At 54.1% G+C, this 19,244-nt stretch carries 17 protein-coding genes; 10 read left to right on the top strand and 7 right to left on the bottom strand.

Features of this window, described 5'->3' with window-relative positions:
* Nucleotides 1–23: 23 nt before the first annotated feature.
* From xylH to xylF, 3 genes are all read right to left on the bottom strand, one after another.
* Complete coding sequence (xylH, locus tag C3708_RS22180) at nt 24–1,205, bottom strand: xylose ABC transporter permease XylH (RefSeq protein ID WP_103950306.1); 1,182 nt, start codon at nt 1,203–1,205, stop codon at nt 24–26.
* A complete protein-coding gene (locus C3708_RS22175) occupies nt 1,192–2,724 on the bottom strand; it encodes a xylose ABC transporter ATP-binding protein (protein ID WP_095280246.1) in 1,533 nt (510 codons plus the stop codon). The genes xylH and C3708_RS22175 overlap by 14 nt, the downstream gene beginning before the upstream one ends.
* 71 nt (nt 2,725–2,795) lie before the next feature.
* On the bottom strand, nt 2,796–3,788 hold the full coding sequence (gene xylF, locus C3708_RS22170) for a D-xylose ABC transporter substrate-binding protein (protein ID WP_095284144.1): 993 nt from the start codon (nt 3,786–3,788) through the stop codon (nt 2,796–2,798).
* Between the two features lie 372 nt (nt 3,789–4,160).
* Between xylF and xylA the strand changes: the two genes are divergently transcribed.
* The 4 genes from xylA to C3708_RS22145 all read left to right on the top strand — a co-directional run bounded on the left by xylA (nt 4,161) and on the right by C3708_RS22145 (nt 8,608).
* The gene (xylA, locus tag C3708_RS22160; protein WP_095280247.1) at nt 4,161–5,483 is read left to right on the top strand and encodes a xylose isomerase; all 1,323 of its coding nucleotides are present in this window, start codon (nt 4,161–4,163) and stop codon (nt 5,481–5,483) included.
* A gap of 106 nt (nt 5,484–5,589) precedes the next feature.
* Nucleotides 5,590–7,044: a xylulokinase gene (gene xylB, locus C3708_RS22155; protein ID WP_095280248.1), complete on the top strand. Its 1,455-nt coding sequence runs from the start codon at nt 5,590–5,592 to the stop codon at nt 7,042–7,044.
* Nucleotides 7,045–7,148: 104 nt separating this feature from the next.
* On the top strand, nt 7,149–7,688 hold the full coding sequence (locus C3708_RS22150; RefSeq protein WP_103950305.1) for an isochorismatase family protein: 540 nt from the start codon (nt 7,149–7,151) through the stop codon (nt 7,686–7,688).
* On the top strand, nt 7,688–8,608 hold the full coding sequence (locus C3708_RS22145) for a GlxA family transcriptional regulator (protein WP_103950304.1): 921 nt from the start codon (nt 7,688–7,690) through the stop codon (nt 8,606–8,608). The genes C3708_RS22150 and C3708_RS22145 overlap by 1 nt, the downstream gene beginning before the upstream one ends.
* Here the strand turns inward: C3708_RS22145 and C3708_RS22140 are convergent.
* The gene (locus C3708_RS22140; RefSeq protein WP_103947745.1) at nt 8,601–9,596 is read right to left on the bottom strand and encodes an acyltransferase; all 996 of its coding nucleotides are present in this window, start codon (nt 9,594–9,596) and stop codon (nt 8,601–8,603) included. The genes C3708_RS22145 and C3708_RS22140 overlap by 8 nt on opposite strands.
* A 183-nt stretch (nt 9,597–9,779) precedes the next feature.
* Here C3708_RS22140 and C3708_RS22135 point away from each other — a divergent pair, with 183 nt between their 5' ends.
* From C3708_RS22135 to C3708_RS22120, 4 genes are all read left to right on the top strand, one after another.
* Nucleotides 9,780–10,085 carry a YsaB family lipoprotein gene (locus C3708_RS22135; protein ID WP_095280252.1) on the top strand — a complete coding sequence of 102 codons (306 nt, stop codon included), beginning with the start codon at nt 9,780–9,782 and terminating at the stop codon, nt 10,083–10,085.
* Between the two features lie 114 nt (nt 10,086–10,199).
* Nucleotides 10,200–11,111 carry a glycine--tRNA ligase subunit alpha gene (gene glyQ / locus C3708_RS22130; RefSeq protein ID WP_095280253.1) on the top strand — a complete coding sequence of 304 codons (912 nt, stop codon included), beginning with the start codon at nt 10,200–10,202 and terminating at the stop codon, nt 11,109–11,111.
* A 9-nt stretch (nt 11,112–11,120) separates the two neighbouring features.
* Complete coding sequence (gene glyS / locus C3708_RS22125) at nt 11,121–13,190, top strand: glycine--tRNA ligase subunit beta (protein WP_103950303.1); 2,070 nt, start codon at nt 11,121–11,123, stop codon at nt 13,188–13,190.
* Between the two features lie 245 nt (nt 13,191–13,435).
* Nucleotides 13,436–15,055, top strand: coding sequence for an ABC-F family ATP-binding cassette domain-containing protein (locus C3708_RS22120; RefSeq protein WP_103950302.1), 1,620 nt, complete (start codon nt 13,436–13,438; stop codon nt 15,053–15,055).
* Between the two features lie 48 nt (nt 15,056–15,103).
* Here C3708_RS22120 and C3708_RS22115 read toward each other — a convergent pair whose 3' ends face one another.
* Nucleotides 15,104–15,385 (bottom strand): HTH-type transcriptional regulator, encoded by a 282-nt coding sequence (locus tag C3708_RS22115; RefSeq protein ID WP_095280256.1) that lies wholly within the window; start codon nt 15,383–15,385, stop codon nt 15,104–15,106.
* A gap of 330 nt (nt 15,386–15,715) precedes the next feature.
* On the opposite strand from C3708_RS22115, the gene C3708_RS22105 reads away from it, so the two are divergent.
* Nucleotides 15,716–16,426: a DUF3053 domain-containing protein gene (locus C3708_RS22105; protein ID WP_095280258.1), complete on the top strand. Its 711-nt coding sequence runs from the start codon at nt 15,716–15,718 to the stop codon at nt 16,424–16,426.
* 247 nt (nt 16,427–16,673) lie between these two features.
* Nucleotides 16,674–16,886, top strand: coding sequence for an RNA chaperone/antiterminator CspA (cspA, locus tag C3708_RS22100; RefSeq protein WP_006177792.1), 213 nt, complete (start codon nt 16,674–16,676; stop codon nt 16,884–16,886).
* Between the two features lie 71 nt (nt 16,887–16,957).
* On the opposite strand, the gene ghrB is transcribed toward cspA, so the two are convergent.
* Both ghrB and C3708_RS22090 read right to left on the bottom strand, forming a co-directional pair.
* On the bottom strand, nt 16,958–17,929 hold the full coding sequence (gene ghrB / locus C3708_RS22095) for a glyoxylate/hydroxypyruvate reductase GhrB (protein WP_103950301.1): 972 nt from the start codon (nt 17,927–17,929) through the stop codon (nt 16,958–16,960).
* A gap of 26 nt (nt 17,930–17,955) precedes the next feature.
* Nucleotides 17,956–19,236 (bottom strand): MFS transporter, encoded by a 1,281-nt coding sequence (locus tag C3708_RS22090; RefSeq protein WP_095280260.1) that lies wholly within the window; start codon nt 19,234–19,236, stop codon nt 17,956–17,958.
* Between the last annotated feature and the right edge of the window lie 8 nt (nt 19,237–19,244).

The raw sequence follows: 19,244 nt of genomic DNA, 5'->3' as shown, positions 1-19,244 counted from the left end.
TCCCAAATCAGTGACAACGGGGCTTATGCCCGTCGTTTGGTCGCGGAGTCCATCCAGACTGCCAGCAATAAAATGGCGCCTTTAACGATATACTGCCAGAAGGTCGGTACGTCCATCATACTCATTCCGTTATCCAGCGACGCCATAATAAATGCACCCATCACGGCCCCTGCAACACTGCCAATGCCGCCTGCGAGGCTGGTTCCACCGATGACACACGCAGCGATAGCATCCAGCTCGGCAATATTCCCGGCGGAAGGTGAACCCGCGCCCAGTCGCGAGCTCAAAATCAGCCCGGCGATCGCCACCATCAGGCCATTTATCGCGAAAACAGCAAGCTTGGTGCGCTCTACATTAATACCCGACAGTCGTGCGGCTTCGATGTTGCCGCCGATGGCGTAAATACGCCGACCAAAGGCGGTGCGGGTCGCCATAAACATGCCTGCCAGCAGCAGTAGTGTCAGAAGCAACACGGGCGTTGGTACGCCACGGTAGTCATTCAGCAGCCAAATCGCACCTAGCACAATAACGGCGGTCAGCGCCTGACGTCCAACCATAGACGTAGAGGGAGTTGCAGCCAGCCCCAGCGCCTCACGGCGCATTCTGGCGCGCCATTGCCAGGCAATAAACGCCATTAGGCCAATCGCGCCAAAGGTAAAACCGACACCATCAGAGAGATAGCTTTGACCAATTTGCGACATTGATGCGCTGGTCGGTGAAACGGTAGTGCCATTGGTGATGCCGATCAGGATGCCGCGAAAGGCGAGCATCCCCGCGAGGGTGACGATAAACGAGGGCACTTTGCGATACGCCACCCACCAGCCGTTCCAGGTGCCGAGCAGCAGGCCGAGCACCAGCGTGACCGCGACAGTCAATGGCAGCGGCCAGCCGAGCCAGACGTCGAAAATCGCAGCGACACCGCCGAGTAACCCCATCATCGAGCCGACCGACAGGTCGATTTCCGCCGAAATAATCACGAACACCATTCCGACGGCCAGAATGCCGGTGATAGCTGTCTGGCGCAGAAGATTAGAGATGTTACGCGCGCTCAAATAGGAGCCGTCGGTCATCCAGGTGAAGAACAGCATGATGACGATAATGGCGGCGATCATGACGAAAACCTGCAGGTTTAACGCTTTAAATCCCGAGAACAGACCTGGCACAGACGCAGGGGCTTTGATTTCAGACGGGTTACTTTTCGACATGGCGTTCGCTCCTCAGGGCAGCTTCCATCACCTGTTCCTGGGTCAGGTTTTGGTTTTTCAGATTAGCTTTCAGTTTGCCTTCGTGCATCACCAGGACGCGATCGCTCAGGCCGAGTACTTCGGGCAGTTCAGATGAGATAACAATGACGGCGATACCCTGCTGCACCAGCTGGTTTATGAGTTTGTAGATTTCATATTTTGCGCCGATGTCGATCCCGCGCGTTGGCTCATCCAGGATCAGAATGCGCGGATTGAGAAGCAGGCAGCGCGCCAGAATGGCCTTCTGCTGATTGCCGCCGCTCAGCCGTCCGATAGCCAGCTCCGGTGAGGAGGTTTTGACTTTCAGGCGCGCTAAAGACTGGAGAATGCACTGTTGTTCTGCAGCATCGTCCAGGCTGCTCAGCGCACCTGAAAACTGGTCGAGTGCAGCCAGGGTGATGTTTTTACCCACCGCCATGACCGGCACAATTCCGTCTTTTTTTCGGTCTTCAGGGACCATAGCAATACCCTGCGCGATCGCCTGCTGACAGCTGCGGATTTGCACAGGTCGCCCGTCGATAGAGATGTTGCCTTCCCAGCGCCCAGGCCAAACGCCAAACAGACACTGAACGGCTTCGGTTCGCCCTGCACCGACTAAGCCCGCAATACCGAGGATTTCCCCGCGTTTAAGCGAGAAGGAGATATTGTTGACGCGTTTGATATGGCGGTTAACCGGATGCCAGGCGGTTAGATTCTCGACACGGAGGATTTCGTCCCCGGTGGCGTGCGGTTCGCTCGGGTAGAGCGCGGTCAGTTCGCGGCCCACCATCATGGTGATGATGTCGTCTTCACTCATCCCGGCGGCTTCTCGTGTGCCAATATGCTGCCCGTCGCGGATCACGCAGATGGTGTCTGAAATCGCCTTCACTTCGTTGAGTTTGTGAGAAATATAAATGCAGGCGATACCGTGATGCTGTAGGTCGCGGATGATATCCAGCAAGACCGCTGTTTCTTGCTCCGTCAGGGATGCAGTGGGTTCGTCGAGGATTAGCAACCGCACCTGTTTGTTCAGCGCTTTGGCAATTTCGACCAGTTGTTGCTGGCCTAAGCCCAAATCACCGACGCGCGTGTTCGGTGAGATGTTAAGACTCACCTGAGCGAGCAACTTCTCACAGCGCAGGGTCATGGTGTCGTAGTCCAACACGCCGAAATTCGAGATCTCCGCGCCGAGAAAAATATTCTCCAGCACGGTGAGATGCTTCACCAGCGCCAGCTCCTGGTGAATGATGGCGATACCTTTGCGCTCCGTATCGCGAATATGCGTGGCTTGCAGCGTTTCCCCGGCAAAGACGATTTCACCGTCGTAACTGCCGTGAGGGTAGATGCCGCACAGCACTTTCATCAGCGTAGATTTACCTGAGCCATTTTCGCCGCAAAGAGAGACTATCTCGCCGGGGTTTAATCTTAGGCTCACGTTGTCGACAGCTTTCACCGCGCCAAAGGCTTTGGTGATACTTTTCATTTCAAGTAAATAAGGCATAACTGCTCCACATAATCCGAAGGAATACCCGGACAAATCGACGAGCCCCTGCACGCAGGGGCGATGCGGGATTACAGTTCGCTCTTCTTGTGGAAACCGTCTTTCACAACGGTGGAGTCAATGTTTTCTTTGGTGACTTCAATTGGCGTCAACAGACGGGCTGGGACATCTTTCAGGCCGTTATTTAATGAGGAATCCGCTTTAGGCTGCTGATCGTTGCCCAATTCAACGGCAATTTCAGCGGCGGTATTGGCGAGTTCAGTGATCGGTTTGTAGACCGTCATGGTCTGCGTGCCGGCAATAATGCGTTTCACACCCGCGAGGTCGGCATCCTGTCCAGAAATTGCCACTTTCCCCGCCAGACCCTGCGCACTCAGTGCCTGAATGGCACCGCCAGCTGTGGCATCGTTTGAGGCGACAACGGCGTCGATTTTGTTATTGTTTGCCGTTAGCGCATTTTCCATAATCTTCAGTGCGTTTTCAGGCAGCCAGCCATCGGCCCATTGATCGCCAACCACTTTAATTTTGCCGTCGTCGATGTAAGGCTTAAGCACTTTCATCTGTCCTTCACGGAATAATTTGGCGTTGTTATCAACCGGGGAACCGCCCATCAGGAAATAATTCCCCTGGGGCACTTTGTCGACGAGGCTCTGTGCCTGTATTTCACCGACTTTTTCATTGTCGAAGGAAATATAAAAATCGATATCGGCGTTATTAATCATACGGTCATAGGCTAAAACTTTAATTCCCTCTTGTTTTGCCTCTTTTATCACATTACTCAGCACCTGACCGTTGTAAGGAATAATGACCAAGACATCTACGCCACGGTTAATCATATTTTCGATTTGCGACATCTGCGTTTCTTCATTGCCATTGGCTGATTGAACAAACACTTTTGCGCCGAGTGATTCTGCTTTATTCACAAAAATATCGCGGTCTTTTTGCCAGCGCTCCAGGCGCAAATCATCAATTGCCATTCCGATTTTGACTTCTTTAGCATGTCCCGCAACGCTTGTTAGCAGTAGCGAAGCACAGAGAGTAAGGCACAGGTTTCTTATCGTCATCATTATTTTACCTTTTTTGTAGGGTGGTAAGGCTTGGACAAAAGAATCTTTTACTGCCAGATACGCAGCAAATTCTTAACGGGGAAAGGGAAACTAGCAATTACAGATTTTTATCTTCTCATTATGATATTTGGTTTATTTGCGAATTTATGACCGCGATCTGATTTTAAAATGCGCAACTTATTAATTACACATGATTCTGGAATAAGCGCCGAAAATTCGTTTGCTTGCGTATTAATTTTGCGAGCCAGCGCACGTTTGTGCATTCTCTCAATACCAGTGTGAAATAACGTAATTGAGCAAGACGCAATGAGTATTCACTATTACTCCATCATCGAATACTCGACGCACCTCTTGATTATGGAGTTCACTATGCAAGCTTATTTCGACCAACTCGACCGCGTTCGCTATGAAGGCCCGAAATCCACCAATCCGTTAGCATTTCGTCACTACAACCCGGACGAGCTGGTGCTGGGTAAGCGCATGGAAGACCATTTGCGTTTCGCCGCCTGCTACTGGCACACCTTCTGCTGGAATGGCGCGGATATGTTCGGTGTCGGCTCGTTCGACCGTCCGTGGCAGCAGCCTGGCGAAGCACTAGAACTGGCGAAACGCAAAGCCGATGTGGCATTCGAGTTTTTCCACAAACTGAACGTTCCGTATTACTGCTTCCACGATGTTGACGTCTCTCCGGAAGGCGCGACGCTTAAAGAGTATCTGAATAACTTTGCTCAGATGGTGGATTATCTGGGTGAAAAACAGCAGCAAAGCGGCGTGAAGCTGCTGTGGGGCACGGCAAACTGCTTCACCAACCCTCGCTACGGCGCGGGTGCGGCAACCAACCCAGACCCTGAAGTGTTCAGCTGGGCCGCTACTCAGGTCGTGACCGCAATGAATGCCACGCATAAGCTGGGTGGTGAGAATTACGTCCTGTGGGGCGGTCGCGAAGGCTACGAAACGCTGCTCAACACTGACCTGCGTCAGGAACGTGAGCAGATTGGCCGCTTCATGCAGATGGTGGTCGATCACAAACACAAAATCGGTTTCCGCGGTACCTTGCTGATTGAACCGAAACCGCAGGAGCCCACCAAACACCAGTACGATTACGACGTCGCGACGGTGTACGGTTTCCTCAAGCAATTTGGTCTGGAAAAAGAGATCAAAGTGAATATCGAGGCCAACCACGCGACCCTGGCAGGGCACTCTTTCCATCATGAAATTGCTTCTGCGATTGCCCTGGGTATCTTCGGTTCTGTCGATGCAAACCGTGGTGACCCGCAGCTCGGATGGGATACCGACCAGTTCCCAATCAGCGTTGAAGAGAATGCGCTGGTGATGTACGAAATCATCAAAGCAGGCGGCTTCACGACGGGCGGCCTGAACTTTGACGCCAAAGTGCGTCGTCAGAGCACCGATAAATACGATCTGTTCTACGGCCATATTGGCGCGATGGACACTATGGCGCTGGCGCTGAAAGTGGCGGCCCGCATGATTGAAGACGGCGAGCTGGATAAACGCGTGGCGAAGCGCTATTCCGGCTGGAACAGTGAGCTTGGCCAGCAAATTTTGAAAGGCCAGTTATCCCTTGCTGAGATAGCGAAGTACGCTGAACAGCATAGTCTGGCGCCGAGCCATCAGAGCGGTCACCAGGAGCTGTTGGAAAACCTGGTGAATCACTACCTGTTTGATAAGTGATCGATAATGCCGGGCGGAGCTTTGTTTGCCCGGCCTACAATCTACGGTCAATGTAGGCCCGGTAAGCTTCGCGCCACCGGGCGTTTCTGTTAAAGGAGTCACCACTATGTATATCGGGATTGATCTTGGCACATCGGGTGTGAAAGCCATTCTGTTAAACGAGCAAGGCGACGTGCTGGCCTCGCACACTGAAAAGCTGCACGTCTCGCGCCCGCACCCGTTATGGTCAGAGCAGGACCCGGAAGCGTGGTGGCAGGCGACAGATCGCGTGATAAGAGCATTGGGCCAACAGCACAGTTTGCGTGAGGTCAATGCGCTGGGGATTGCCGGACAAATGCACGGTGCAACCTTGCTGGACAGTGAACACCGCATACTGCGCCCAGCGATTTTGTGGAATGACGGACGTTGCGCCGAAGAGTGTGCGCTCCTCGAAGAACGGGTGCCGACGTCACGCCAAATCACCGGTAACCTGATGATGCCAGGCTTTACCGCGCCTAAGCTACTGTGGGTGCAACGCCACGAGCCGGACATTTTTAAGCAGGTAGCGAAAGTCTTGCTACCAAAAGATTATCTGCGTTTTCGTATGACCGGTGATTTCGCCAGCGACATGTCGGACGCGGCAGGAACGATGTGGCTTGATGTTGCTAAACGCGACTGGAGCGAGGCGATGCTCGATGCCTGCCAGTTGACCCGTGATCACATGCCTGCGCTCTTCGAGGGCAGCGAAATCACCGGTGTGCTCAATCCGTCGATTGCGGATAGCTGGGATATGCCTGCCGTGCCGGTGGTGGCGGGCGGGGGCGATAACGCGGCGGGTGCCGTAGGCGTTGGGATGGTTGATGCAGGACAGGCGATGCTGTCGCTCGGTACCTCAGGCGTCTACTTTGCGGTGAGTGATGGTTATCGCAGCAATCCGGAGAGCGCGGTGCACAGCTTCTGCCACGCGTTGCCGGGGAAATGGCATTTGATGTCGGTGATGTTAAGCGCCGCGTCGTGTCTGGACTGGGCGGCAAACCTGACAGGGCTTAAAGATGTTCCCGCGCTCATTTCGGCGGCACAGCAGGCCAATGAAGAAGCGGGTGCCGTGTGGTTCTTGCCGTATCTTTCAGGTGAGCGCACGCCGCACAATAATCCAGAGGCGAAAGGTGTCTTCTTCGGCTTAACGCATCAGCATGGCCCGGCCGAACTGGCGCGTGCGGTGCTCGAAGGCGTTGGTTATGCACTGGCAGATGGCATGGATGTAGTTCATGACTGCGGGCTAAAACCGACCAGCATTACCCTGATCGGTGGAGGCGCGAGAAGCAGCTACTGGCGGCAGATGCTGGCAGATATCAGCGGTTTGCAGCTTGATTACCGCACCGGCGGCGACGTGGGGCCGGCTCTGGGCGCGGCGCGTCTGGCGCAGATTGCCGTCAACCCTGACAAACCCCTGGCGCAGCTTCTACCGCAGCTTACGCTGGAACAGGAACACAAACCGGACGCGGTGCGCCATGCACGTTACGCCGAACGCCGCGAAGTGTTCCGTAAAATCTATCAACAGCTTCTGCCGTTAATGTCGTAAAGATAGGTTGTCCCGAAGCGACGTGAGGATGTCCTTTTTTGGCCTTCTCGTGAAACGCTCTCCTCGTCAGTATAGAGATACACCCACTGGCGAGGAGCATCACCATGTCGCGCACCGCACTCATTAACATCGATACTCAGCAGTCGTTCCATCATCGCGAATACTGGCAGGAAGAGGGATTTCAGGCGTTTCAGCAGGCCATTCTTGGGCTGATTGAAGGCTGTGAATCGCGCGATATCCCTGTCGTTGATATCTTCCACGTCGATGATACGGGCCCATTCTCCCTGCAAAGTGGTTTTGTAACGCCGATGTCCTTTTTGCGCCATCAGCCTGCCGTCGTATTCCACAAGCATGTGCATAATGCCTTTACGGATACGGGCCTTGACCACTGGCTACGCGAGCGTGATATTAACCATCTTGTTATTTGTGGCCTGCGCACGGAACAGTGCTGCGAAACCACCGCGCGAGTCGCGTCAGATTTGGGCTATACGGTAACATTTGTCAGCGAAGCCACCCTGACGTTCCCGATGACCTGGAAGGGCGTGACGCTCAATACCGACGACCTGCGCCATCGCACGGAAACGGTGCTGGCCGGGCGTTTTGCTGAAATCAAAACTGTGGCGGAGACGCTGGAGTCACTCTGATGAGTATTGACATCTGGTTTGTGATGTTGCCGGGAGTGCTGGCGCTGGATATGTCTGGCCCGGCAGAAACTTTTGTGCTGGCGGGCGACGCGTTTCGCCTGCACTACATCGGCCCACAGCCGGAAGTCCCCACCTCGATTGGCCTGACGATGGGCGGTATTGCGCCTTTACCTGACTCACTGCCCGATGGCAGTTTGCTGGTATTACCGGGCGTGAGCGATTCTCGTCACCAATTCTCAACGCCTCAGGCTCAATGCGTACAGCACTGGCTGATGCGCATGCAGCCTGACATCCATCGCCAGGCTATCACCGTGATGTGCGTCTGCTCCGGTGCGCTGCTGGCGGCCAAATCAGGTTTACTCACCGGGAAGCAGTGCACGACCCATCACGATGTGATCGTCCGTCTTCGCGACGCCGCGCCAGGGGCGGTTATCAAAGAGAATCGTATTTTTGTGCAGGACGGGAATATCTGGACCAGTGCCGGGATCACCTCAGGTATCGATCTTGCGCTGCACCTGATGAACCGCCTGTGTGGGCCGGAAAAGGCGCTGGCTGTCGCGCGGGAAATGGTTGTGTGGTTTCGGCGTTCGGGTGACGATCCGCAGCTTTCACCCTGGCTGCGCTATCGCAACCATCTGCATCCGGCCATCCACCGCGCGCAGGATGCGCTCACCGCTGAGCCGCAAAAAGGCTGGCAGCTGGCGGACATTGCTGCCCTGGCGCACGTCAGTCCCCGACATTTAACGCGCCTGTTTCAGGAGCATCTGGGCATCAGCGTGCGCGACTATCTGGAACAGCTGCGGCTGGCGATGGCCCAACAGTGGCTGTTACAGGGGCGCGGCGTGGAGCAGGCGTCTATCGCCGCCGGGTTTTCATCCCCACGCCAGTTTCACCGGGCAAAACAGCGGGCGATCAGCTGACAAATCGACGCGTGTCCACGCGCTGTAGCAGCATCGACAGCAGCAGGCTGATAAACAATGTCGCGGTGAAAATCCACACCATATCCAGAACCGGCCAGCTTTTTAGCTCGAATCCACGTGTGCGTAGAGCGTGGATCACCAGCGCGTGAAAGCCGTAAATACCGAGCGAGTGACGAGAGATAAGCGCCAGAACGGGAAGTGGGCGCGTATTAAGGGTGTTTTTGACGAGCGTCAGCAGACAAATGGCGCAGATAAAGACCATCGGGCCGCAGTAGACATACCAGGTATCGGCAAAATTCCCTCGCCACTGTAGTTCATGCAATGTCCCACGAGAGATAACAACGACCGCCGCGATAAACAGCGCACAGCATAGCCACGTCAGCCAGGATTTACGCGTATCCAGCATCCCGATCGCCCGGCCCAGCATTCCATAAATCACGTAGTAAAACGTATCGCCATTGATATAGAGGTTGATCGGCAGCCACTCAAAGCCGCCAATTTTCTGCGAAACGGTATTGGGATTGGCGAGCAGACCAATCACCACCATCAGCGCCAGCAGCATCTTTCCGCCGACGTTTTTTACCTGAATCAGAGGGGAAACCAGATAAATCACAATGATGGCGAAGAAAAACCACAGGTGATAGAAAACAGGTTTTTGCAGCAGATATCGCAGCGACAGCTCACCGTTGATCGAGGTAAACAGGAAGATATAGAGCAGGGCTACGGCGCTGTAAAACAGCAGGCACAAACCGATACGCAGGAAGTGGCGCGGCTGCGCGCTGCGCTCGCCGAAAAAAAGATAACCGGAAATCATGAAAAACAGCGGGACGCTGACGCGTGATGCCGAGTTGAGGATATTGGCAATATCCCAGTTCATCGGGCTGATGCTGTGCGCATTGGTGATATACCAGGTTGTGGTGTGAATCATCACGACCATCAAGCACGCAATCCCTCGCAAATTATCAATCCAGCTAATTTTTGACTGCATCAGTTCCTCTGTTCTGGTGGCAAATACGGTCTGACTGTCATTGTGTGCTAGCCTCTCACTGGATAATTCTGAGTTTGTCCAGGCGGGCTTGAACGAAAGTCGCGAGATTCGCAGAATGCCGGACCATAATCTATAAAGTTTTAATACTAAAAATAACAGCCAGAAAACACGGCGGTAATAAAAATGATGATCACGCGCGCTGCGTCACTGATTCTGCTCGTTTTGCTTGCAGGGTGCAGTTCACAGGAAGACGCTCCGGTACAACGAGCGCAGAAAAGCAAAGTCAGCCCGGAACGCTCGCTCAATATGGAGCAACTGTGCAAGGATCAGGCGGCTCATCGCTATAACACCGGCACGCAGAAGATTGACGTGACCGGCTTTGAGCAATTCCAGGGCAGCTACGAGATGCGTGGGTATACGGCGCGTAAAGAGGGCTTTACCTGCTCTTTTGACGCAGACGGGCAGTTTTTGCATCTCTCCATGCGCTAAGAGCCTTATTTCCCCAATTTTCCCTAAACAAACCCGTTTCGTACTGTATATCTTGCAGTCAGCGGGTATACTGATCCCTTCCATTTAAACCACACGTATCCAGCACGAAATACTATGCAAAAGTTTGATACCAAGACCTTTCAGGGCCTGATCCTGACGTTACAGGATTACTGGGCTCGCCAGGGCTGCACCATTGTTCAACCTTTGGACATGGAAGTTGGCGCCGGCACTTCACACCCGATGACTAGCCTGCGTGCGCTGGGGCCTGAACCTATGGCAACCGCGTATGTGCAACCCTCCCGTCGTCCGACCGATGGGCGCTATGGTGAAAACCCGAACCGCTTACAGCACTATTATCAGTTCCAGGTGGTGATTAAGCCGTCTCCGGATAATATTCAGGAGCTGTACCTCGGTTCTCTGAAAGAGCTGGGCGTGGACCCGACCATTCATGACATCCGCTTCGTGGAAGATAACTGGGAAAACCCAACGCTGGGTGCCTGGGGTCTGGGCTGGGAAGTGTGGCTGAACGGCATGGAAGTGACGCAGTTCACTTACTTCCAGCAGGTTGGCGGTCTTGAGTGTAAGCCGATCACCGGTGAAATCACCTACGGTCTGGAACGTTTGGCTATGTACATTCAGGGCGTAGACAGCGTTTACGACCTGGTCTGGAGCGACGGCCCGCTGGGTAAAACCACTTACGGCGACGTGTTCCATCAGAACGAAGTGGAGCAATCCACCTATAACTTCGAATACGCGGATGTAGACTTCCTGTTCACCTGCTTTGAGCAGTACGAGAAAGAAGCGCAGCAGCTGCTGGCGCTGGAATCTCCGCTGCCGCTGCCAGCCTACGAGCGTATTCTGAAGGCCGCCCATAGCTTTAACCTGCTCGACGCCCGTAAAGCAATCTCCGTGACTGAACGTCAGCGCTATATTCTGCGTATCCGCACGCTGACCAAAGCCGTTGCAGAAGCTTACTACGCGTCCCGTGAAGCCCTTGGCTTCCCGATGTGCAACCGAAATAAATAAGAGGCGGCCATGTCTGAGAATACTTTCCTGGTGGAAATCGGCACCGAAGAGCTGCCACCAAAAGCCCTGCGCAGCCTGGCGGAATCCTTTGCTGCGAACTTTACGGCTGAGCTGGATAACGCTGGCCTGGCACACGGTAACGTCGAATGGTTTGCGGCTCCGCGTCGTCTGGCGCTGAAAGTCGCTGGCCTGGCGGCATCGCAGGCGGATCGTGAAGTTGAAAAACGCGGCCCGGCCATTGCCCAGGCGTTTGATGCCGAAGGTAAACCGAGCAAAGCCGCAGAAGGCTGGGCACGTGGCTGCGGTATCACCGTTGACCAGGCTGAGCGTCTAACCACCGATAAAGGTGAGTGGCTGCTGTATCGCGCTCATGTGAAAGGTGAAAGTGCAGAAACGCTGCTGCCAAACATGATCGCCACCTCACTTGCCAAACTGCCAATCCCAAAACTGATGCGCTGGGGTGCGAGCGACGTGCACTTTGTGCGTCCGGTTCACACCGTGACCCTGCTGTTGGACGATAAAGTCGTTCCGGCCACCATTCTGGGCATCAAATCCGATCGCGTGATTCGCGGCCATCGCTTCATGGGCGAGCCAGAATTCACCATCGACAACGCCGATCAGTATCCGCAGATCCTGCTGGAGCGCGGCAAAGTCATCGCTGATTACGAACAGCGTAAAGCCAAAATCAAAGCGGACGCGGAAGAAGCAGCACGCAAAATTGGTGGCAACGCCGATCTGAGCGAAAGCCTGCTGGAAGAAGTGACCTCGCTGGTGGAATGGCCAGTGGTACTGACCGCGAAGTTCGAAGAGAAATTCCTCGCCGTCCCGGCGGAAGCGCTGGTCTACACCATGAAAGGTGACCAGAAATACTTCCCGGTTTACGCGGCGGACGGCAAACTGCTGCCGAACTTTATCTTCGTGGCGAACATCGAATCAAAAGATCCGATGCAGATTATCTCCGGTAACGAGAAAGTGGTTCGTCCACGTCTGGCGGATGCTGAGTTCTTCTTTAACAGCGACCGTAAAAAACGTCTTGAAGATCACCTGCCACGCCTGCAAACCGTCCTGTTCCAGCAACAGCTCGGCACGCTGCGTGACAAAACCGATCGTATCGCAGAGCTGTCCGGCTGGATCGCTCGCGAGATTGGCGCTGACGTAAACCACGCGACCCGCGCAGGCCTGCTGTCTAAATGCGACCTGATGACCAACATGGTGTTCGAATTTACCGACACCCAGGGCGTAATGGGCATGCACTACGCGCGTCACGATGGCGAAGCGGAAGATGTCGCCGTTGCGCTGAACGAGCAGTATCAGCCGCGCTTTGCGGGTGACGATCTGCCGTCTAACCCGGTGGCTTGTGCTGTGGCGATTGCCGATAAGATGGATACCCTCGCGGGGATCTTCGGTATCGGTCAGCATCCGAAAGGCGACAAAGATCCGTTTGCACTGCGTCGTGCGGCGCTGGGCGTGCTGCGTATCATCGTTGAAAAGAACCTGAATCTGGATCTGCAGACGCTGACCGAAGAAGCAGTGCGTCTGTACGGCGACAAGCTGACCAACGCCAAAGTGGTAGATGACGTTATCGACTTTATGCTTGGCCGTTTCCGCGCCTGGTATCAGGACGAAGGTTACACCGTCGACACCATTCAGGCGGTTCTGGCGCGTCGTCCGACCCGTCCGGCAGATTTTGATGCTCGCATGAAGGCGGTTTCCCACTTCCGTACTCTGGAAGCGGCGTCCGCGCTGGCTGCGGCCAACAAGCGTGTTTCCAATATCCTGGCGAAATCCGACGAGAAGCTGACCGAGCGTGTGAACGCCGCGACGTTGAAAGAGCCGGAAGAGATCGCGCTGGCAATGCAAGTTGTGGTACTGCGCGACAAGCTGGAGCCATTCTTTGCTGAAGGCCGCTATCAGGAAGCGCTGGTCGAACTGGCTGAACTGCGTGAAGTGATCGACGCCTTCTTCGAGAAAGTAATGGTTAACGTTGAGGATAAAGAGCTGCGCATTAACCGCCTCTCTATGCTCGAAAAACTGCGTGAACTGTTCCTGCGCGTTGCAGATATTTCGCTCCTGCAGTAACGTCCCTTTTGCCCGGCGGCGCTACGCTTGCACGGGCCTACCGGTTATGAAACCCGCTGCGGCGGGTTTTTTTATGCTTAAAAAATCACCTTGAAATCACCAGGCTGATGCCGCTATCCTAACCGCGTTAATTTTTCCTCTCTGGAGCGCTTACCGAAAATGAACAAACACGACTGATGAATTTCGATCCTTGCTAAACGCTTTTGCGTCGGCAGGGGATGTTTTGATTTCATTCAGGAGTGCTTATGGCTCATTTTGCGCAATCCCCTTCTTTTATTTTGCATCAGGTCACCTGTCAGTTTGCGACGGGCGATACCCTTTTTGGTCCGCTGAATTTCTCGCTCGAGCCGTCGCTCTGTGCGCTGGTTGGACGTAATGGCAGCGGCAAAACACGTCTTTTACGCCTGCTGGCCGCGCTGGATTCACCGGCGAGTGGTCATATCGAGCGTCTGGGATCGCATGTGTATGTCGCTCAACAGCATGATATTTCTGCCCATACTACGCTTGCTGAACTGCTGGGCTACGCTGAGATTTTTGCGGCCCGTCAGCGCATCGACAGCGGCGATTACCAGCCGGAAGATCTCGAACGTCTCGACGGTTACTGGGACTTAGCAGAACGATTAACCTCGGCATTTCTCGCGGCACATCTTCCTCATTTTGATCCCGATAAACTCGCTTCTGAACTGAGTGGCGGAGAGCGCGTGCGCGCCTTGCTATGTGGAGCTTTTACCGCCGATGCCGATTATTTGCTGCTGGATGAGCCAACCAATCACCTCGACAGAGAGGGTCGTGAATGGTTTTACGACCAGCTGACGTGCCGGGTGGGTGGTGTGATGGTGGCTTCACACGATCGTGAGTTACTGGCGCAGGTGCCGCGCATTCTGGAACTCAGTGGTGCAGGCCTGCGTGTTTATGGCGGCAACTATGCCGACTACCAACGCCAGAGGGATGCCGAACAGCAGGCGGCGCGCGCGGCGCTGGAGCATGCGGCCACCGAACGTAAACGCACCCGTGCCCGAATGCATAAAGAACATGACGCCAGCCAGCGGCGCTCGGCGCAAACCTTGCGTACGGTTGATACGCTCAATATCGCTTCATTTGAACGCATCAAATATAAAATGGCGGCGAAAGAGCGGCCTGGGACGTGGCGTAAGCAGCATCATGAGCAAAATGATGCCCTGAATGCTGCCGTCAGCCAGGCGCGGGAACGCGTTGAGGACGACAGTCCGGTGATGTTTACTCTGCCGGGTAGCCGTATCGCCGAGGGCAAGCAGGCGGTGGTGCTGGAAGATTTGGTCCTGCCGTACGTGGCTATGCCACCGGTTAACTGGCGCATCGACGGGCCAATGCGTGTAGCGCTACGCGGGCCGAACGGCTGCGGGAAATCAACGCTGCTAAAGGTCATTCTGAGGGAACTGGAACCTGTTTCCGGCTCATGCAGCGTGTCGGTGAAAACGGCGTATCTCGATCAACATTTGTCGCAGCTCGATCTCACTCAGTCGGTGATGACGCATCTCAATCTGCACGACACGCCGCTGGATGAGGGCGTGCTGCGCAGCCGTCTGGCGCAGCTTCAACTGGGCGCGGATAAAGTCTCCCTGCCGCTGGGCGAGCTGAGCGGCGGCGAGCGTCTAAAAGCTGCGCTGGCCTGTGTACTGTGGCGGGAAGAGGCTGCGCAATTGCTGCTTCTGGATGAGCCGACTAACCATCTGGATTTGGCTTCTATGCGGGCGATTGAAGCGGCGTTGGCCGATTTTCCCGGCGCGTTGCTGGTGGTTTCACACGATCTGGCTTTCCTCGATGGGCTAAAGCTGACGCATGAGCTGGTATGGACGGAGAAAGGGTGGCGCTGTGAAAGGCTCTAAAAATACAAACCCCCGCAATTGCGGGGGCGGTAACGTTAACAAATCAATTCACTGCGTACTCATTGTTGAAGCAACCTGAATCATGCGCATCAGTTTAAGCTCGGTCACGGAGGGTTTTACACGTTTTGATTCCCACTCATGCACCGTTGCCACGCTGACGCCCATCTCTCGGGCGAAATCATCGATTTTTAGCCCTGTCCCTTTGCGTAATCGCTCAAATTCTGTAAAAGGATTCGACTTTTGGGACGGGGTGACTGTCTGCGATAAATCTTTAAAAACAATTTGTTCCAGGCTGCTTAACAGCTCAAGCATAGGATCTTTAGATTCCATTAAGAACTCCTCTTAAATCACACAGCGGGATCGTGAACATCAGAGAGCCAATTAAGAATAGCCTGCAAAAGAAGCAAAAGATCGTCACGTCTGTGACTAATTGTGCGGTAACGATCGCCTTATTCGTTTCAGCAGAACGGTCACTGACGGTAATTGCCTGATTATTCAAAAACAGGCTTTGCCTGGTATTTTTTTGTAAATCGTAAGAAAAAAAACGGCAATAGCCGTTTTGCATGAAAATAGTATCTTGCCAGCCTGACCTGGACTATCCTTGTGAGCGTCGGGCACGCGTGTGTCGGTGTGCGTTTTTTGGGTGAAAGGAGTATTAAAATGGCGACAGGAAAGTCCTGCTCTCGCTGGTTTGCGCCTATTGCGGCGATATTGATGGTAGTTAGCCTGAGCGGGTGTTTCGATAAAGAAGGCGATCAGCGTAAAGCGTTTATCGATTTTCTACAGAATACCGTGATGCGCAGTGGCGAGCATTTGCCGACGCTGACTGCGGATCAGAAAAAACAGTTTGGTCCCTTCGTTTCCGATTACGCCATCCTTTATGGTTATTCACAGCAGGTGAATCAGGCGATGGATTCCGGTCTTCGTCCGGTTGTGGACAGCGTGAATGCGATTCGCGTTCCACAGGACTATATGACCCAGCGTGAACCTCTGCGCCAGTCTAACGGTGCGCTTGGTGTATTAAGCCAGCAGCTGCAGAATGCAAAAATGCAGGCTGATGCTGCGCGTTCCGCACTGAAACAGGGTGAAGATCTGAAGCCCGTATTCGATCAGGTATACGAGAAAGTCGTGACCAAACCTTCGGATGCAATGCAGCCGCTGATTCCAGCCGCGCAGATCTTTAGCCAGCAGCTGGTGCAGGTGGGCGATTTTATCTCCCAGCAGGGTACTCAGGTGAGCTTTGTCTCTAACGGCATTCAGTTCCCTACGTCCCAGCAAGCCAGCCAGTACAATACGCTGATTGGGCCTCTGGCCTCTCAGCACCAGGCCTTTACCCAGGCGTGGGGCGCGGCAGTCACCGCGACGGAATAAGATAAAAAACCCCGCATCGAGCGGGGTTTTTTATAGATTGATAAAAATAATGCTTGTCATTCATCTACCACATAGGTATAAATATCCCCGTCGGTTTGTTACACAGACCTAAAGCAGTTTAGTTAAGTAGTCCAGATGAGTTATCCAAAGATACCTTCGTAGTGACCCTTCCTTCATCGCTTAAAAATCTGTAACACATGCCATCATCGCGCCGGAAGGCAAAACGTATTTTAAAAAGGTAATTTCTATGTCTGGTAAAATGACTGGTCTGGTAAAATGGTTCAACGCTGATAAAGGCTTCGGCTTCATCACTCCTGACGATGGCTCTAAAGATGTATTCGTACACTTCTCTGCTATCCAGAACGAAGGCTACAAATCTTTGGACGAAGGTCAGAAAGTTTCCTTCACCATCGAAAGCGGCGCTAAAGGCCCAGCAGCTGGTAACGTTGTAAGCCTGTAAGCTTCCAACTCAGCAGCACAAGAATTTAAAAACCCGCCTCTGGCGGGTTTTTTTCGTTTAAAGCTTTTTGATTATTTGACCTGCGGGTTCACGCAGTTCTTCTCTACTTTCCCGTTAAGCGCATCGATCAGGTTGTCCACCGCAGTGGATGCCATGCTGTAGCGCGTCTCATGCGTAGCCGAGCCGATATGCGGCAGGGCCACCACGTTTGGCAACGTCAGCAGCGGGGAATCGACCGGCAGCGGCTCTTGCTCAAAGACATCCAGGCCGGCGGCGTGAATCTCACCGTTTTGCAATGCGGCAATCAAAGCTTTTTCATCCACCACTGGCCCACGGCCAGCGTTGATAAAAATGGCGGATTTTTTCATTTTCGCAAACTCTGCTTTGCCGATCAGATGATGGGTCTCGTCGGTCAGAGGCAGGATTAGACAGACATAATCCGCTTCCTGTAGCAGTGTATCCAGATCGCAGTAACGGCCATTGAAACGTTCTTCGGCTTCTTTGTGCTGACGGCGCGCGTTGTACAGAATCGGCATGTTAAACCCGAAATGTGCGCGCTGGGCCAGCGCCAGCCCGATACGCCCCATGCCGACAATCCCCAGCGTTTTGCCGTGGACATCCACACCAAACCAGTCGGGACCGATACTCTTGGTCCATTCGCCCGCTTTCACCCGTTCGGCCACTTCGACCACACGACGCGCGGTGCTGAGTACCAGCGCCATCAGCGTATCTGCGACCGTCTCCGTGAGTGCAGTCGGCGTGTGCATCAATAGAACCTTGCGTGCGTTGAGCGCCTCGACATCAAAGTTGTCGTAGCCGACGGATATGGTTGAGGTGGCACGAAGCTTCGGCATTTTTTCCAGCAATGCGCTATCCACTTTTTCGCTTGAACCCAGCAGCCCTTCGGCACGGGCAAAGGCGTCTGCGTGCTGCGCCACGGTATCCGGGCTAAGATTCTTTACCTGGGTGACGGTAAAGTGTTCCTCAAGACGCTTCTGTAGATCGTCGGGCAGTGCTTTATACAAAATGACGGACGGCTTCATGCTAATCTCCGTTGATTTTAAAGGATTCAGGCGTGGCGTGCGCCAGCAGGGATTTGTTGATTATTAGCAGGCTTAACAATCAAAGTAAGCCATACTGAAGCGAAAAGTGCCACCCCCATAAATATGTACGAGGCCGACGGGCTGCCGGTTGTACCGTTCAGGTAGCCGACAAACCACGAGCCGAAGAACGATCCTAGCGCGCCCATGCTGTTGATCAGCGCCATCGCGCCACCGGCGACATTACGCGGCAACATCTCCGGGATGATGGCAAAGAACGGACCGTAAGGCGCATACATCGCCGCACCGGCGATCACCAGCAGCGTGTAAGACACCCAGAAATGGTTCGCACCGACCGCCCAGGAACCGATAAACGCGAAAGCGGCAATCAGCAGCAGCGGCCAGACGAAAAGCTTACGGTTTTGCAGTTTATCCGACGCCCACGACACCACTATCATCGCGATGGTCGCAGCCAGATATGGCACCGATGACAGCCAGCCTACTTCCACCATACCGAGATTTTCACCGCCGCTGCGAATAATCGATGGCAGCCACAGGACGAAACCGTAGACGCCAATGCTCCAGGCGAAATACTGCATGCAAAGCAGAATCACGTTGCGTGAGCGGAATGCCTCACCGTAGTTGCGTACCGCTTTCAGCCCCTGCTGTTCTTTATCCAGTTCAGCCTGCAGCGCGGCTTTTTCACTGGCGGAAAGCCAGGTCGCTTGTGTGGGTTTGTCTTTTACCAGTACCCACCAGCAGAATGCCCAGATGATGGCCGGGAATCCTTCGATGATGAACATGTGACGCCAGCCGAACGATTGAATCAGGTATCCCGATACCACGGACATCCACAGAACGGTCACCGGGTTGCCAAGGATCAGGAAGGTATTGGCGCGTGATCGTTCGGATTTGGTAAACCAGTTGCTGATATAGATAAGCATGGCGGGCATCACGGCAGCTTCAACCACACCGAGGACAAAACGAATGGCCGCCAGCGCCGGGATGTTATTGACCATACCGGTGAGCGACGCGCAGGCTCCCCATAAAATCAGGCACACAAAAATCAGTTTGCGCACGCTGCGGCGTTCGGCGTAAATCGCGCCGGGGATCTGGAAGAAGAAATAGCCCAGGAAGAACAGGGCACCTAACAGGGAGGAGACGCCTTTGGTGATCCCCAGATCTTCGGTGATCCCTGCGGCGGAGGCGAAACTAAAATTCGCGCGATCGAGATACGCCAGGCTGTACGTGATAAACACGATCGGCATGATGTACCACCAGCGTTTGACTGCATTGGTCGATTTGTTCATGGGCTTGC

The organism is Lelliottia sp. 7254-16 (genome assembly GCF_002922995.1).
In the GTDB taxonomy this organism is placed as follows: Bacteria; Pseudomonadota; Gammaproteobacteria; order Enterobacterales; family Enterobacteriaceae; genus Enterobacter; species Enterobacter jeotgali.
Note: the sequence above shows the minus strand (reverse complement) of the source record. Positions and strands in the feature narration are given on the sequence as shown.

What these genes read in the sequence shown, in the direction of transcription:
- xylH (WP_103950306.1), bottom strand. Translation starts at nt 1,205, where the DNA reads ATGTCGAAAAGTAACCCGTCTGAAATCAAAGCCCCTGCGTCTGTGCCA.
- C3708_RS22175 (WP_095280246.1), bottom strand. Translation starts at nt 2,724, where the DNA reads ATGCCTTATTTACTTGAAATGAAAAGTATCACCAAAGCCTTTGGCGCG.
- xylF (WP_095284144.1), bottom strand. Translation starts at nt 3,788, where the DNA reads ATGACGATAAGAAACCTGTGCCTTACTCTCTGTGCTTCGCTACTGCTA.
- xylA (WP_095280247.1), top strand. Translation starts at nt 4,161, where the DNA reads ATGCAAGCTTATTTCGACCAACTCGACCGCGTTCGCTATGAAGGCCCG.
- xylB (WP_095280248.1), top strand. Translation starts at nt 5,590, where the DNA reads ATGTATATCGGGATTGATCTTGGCACATCGGGTGTGAAAGCCATTCTG.
- C3708_RS22150 (WP_103950305.1), top strand. Translation starts at nt 7,149, where the DNA reads ATGTCGCGCACCGCACTCATTAACATCGATACTCAGCAGTCGTTCCAT.
- C3708_RS22145 (WP_103950304.1), top strand. Translation starts at nt 7,688, where the DNA reads ATGAGTATTGACATCTGGTTTGTGATGTTGCCGGGAGTGCTGGCGCTG.
- C3708_RS22140 (WP_103947745.1), bottom strand. Translation starts at nt 9,596, where the DNA reads ATGCAGTCAAAAATTAGCTGGATTGATAATTTGCGAGGGATTGCGTGC.
- C3708_RS22135 (WP_095280252.1), top strand. Translation starts at nt 9,780, where the DNA reads ATGATGATCACGCGCGCTGCGTCACTGATTCTGCTCGTTTTGCTTGCA.
- glyQ (WP_095280253.1), top strand. Translation starts at nt 10,200, where the DNA reads ATGCAAAAGTTTGATACCAAGACCTTTCAGGGCCTGATCCTGACGTTA.
- glyS (WP_103950303.1), top strand. Translation starts at nt 11,121, where the DNA reads ATGTCTGAGAATACTTTCCTGGTGGAAATCGGCACCGAAGAGCTGCCA.
- C3708_RS22120 (WP_103950302.1), top strand. Translation starts at nt 13,436, where the DNA reads ATGGCTCATTTTGCGCAATCCCCTTCTTTTATTTTGCATCAGGTCACC.
- C3708_RS22115 (WP_095280256.1), bottom strand. Translation starts at nt 15,385, where the DNA reads ATGGAATCTAAAGATCCTATGCTTGAGCTGTTAAGCAGCCTGGAACAA.
- C3708_RS22105 (WP_095280258.1), top strand. Translation starts at nt 15,716, where the DNA reads ATGGCGACAGGAAAGTCCTGCTCTCGCTGGTTTGCGCCTATTGCGGCG.
- cspA (WP_006177792.1), top strand. Translation starts at nt 16,674, where the DNA reads ATGTCTGGTAAAATGACTGGTCTGGTAAAATGGTTCAACGCTGATAAA.
- ghrB (WP_103950301.1), bottom strand. Translation starts at nt 17,929, where the DNA reads ATGAAGCCGTCCGTCATTTTGTATAAAGCACTGCCCGACGATCTACAG.
- C3708_RS22090 (WP_095280260.1), bottom strand. Translation starts at nt 19,236, where the DNA reads ATGAACAAATCGACCAATGCAGTCAAACGCTGGTGGTACATCATGCCG.